Source organism: Myxococcus llanfairpwllgwyngyllgogerychwyrndrobwllllantysiliogogogochensis, from assembly GCF_006636215.1.
In the GTDB taxonomy this organism is placed as follows: Bacteria; Myxococcota; Myxococcia; order Myxococcales; family Myxococcaceae; genus Myxococcus; species Myxococcus llanfairpwllgwyngyllgogerychwyrndrobwllllantysiliogogogochensis.
In genome coordinates, this window is sequence record NZ_VIFM01000846.1 from 1 (window position 1) to 423 (window position 423).

The 423-nt window shown below is 59.8% G+C and carries 1 protein-coding gene and 1 tRNA gene; both read right to left on the reverse strand.

From position 1 onward, the window contains the following. Nucleotides 1-19: 19 nt before the first annotated feature. Nucleotides 20-95: transfer RNA gene (locus tag FJV41_RS57500), tRNA-Thr, on the reverse strand. An 11-nt stretch (nucleotides 96-106) separates the two neighbouring features. Beyond that, nucleotides 107-423: class 1 fructose-bisphosphatase (locus tag FJV41_RS57505; protein WP_141649646.1), on the reverse strand; the 317-nt coding region annotated here is incomplete at its 5' end.

Genomic DNA, 423 nt, shown 5'->3' on the forward strand with positions numbered 1-423 from the left:
AATCAGGGGCTTTCTTGTTTGGTGCCGGAGAGATGAATCGAACACCCGACCTTCTCATTACGAATGAGCTGCTCTACCGACTGAGCTACACCGGCGAAGAATTGAATTATATACCGGAATGGTAGCGTGTCACGCGTTCCACTTCATTTTTCGATCCGAGGATCACGCTGACGCGTTCGTGCAACTGTTTCGGGGGGATGTCGAGGATGCGTTCCCGGCCGTTGGTCGCGGCGCCGCCGGCCTGTTCGACCAGCCAGGCCATGGGGTTGGCCTCGTACATCAGGCGCAGTTTGCCGGGCTTGTTCGGCTCGCGCTTGTCCCAGGGGTAGAGGAAGATGCCGCCGCGCGTGAGGATGCGGTGCACGTCCGCCACCATGCTGGCGATCCAGCGCATGTTGAAGTCCTTCTCGCGCGGGCCTTCGA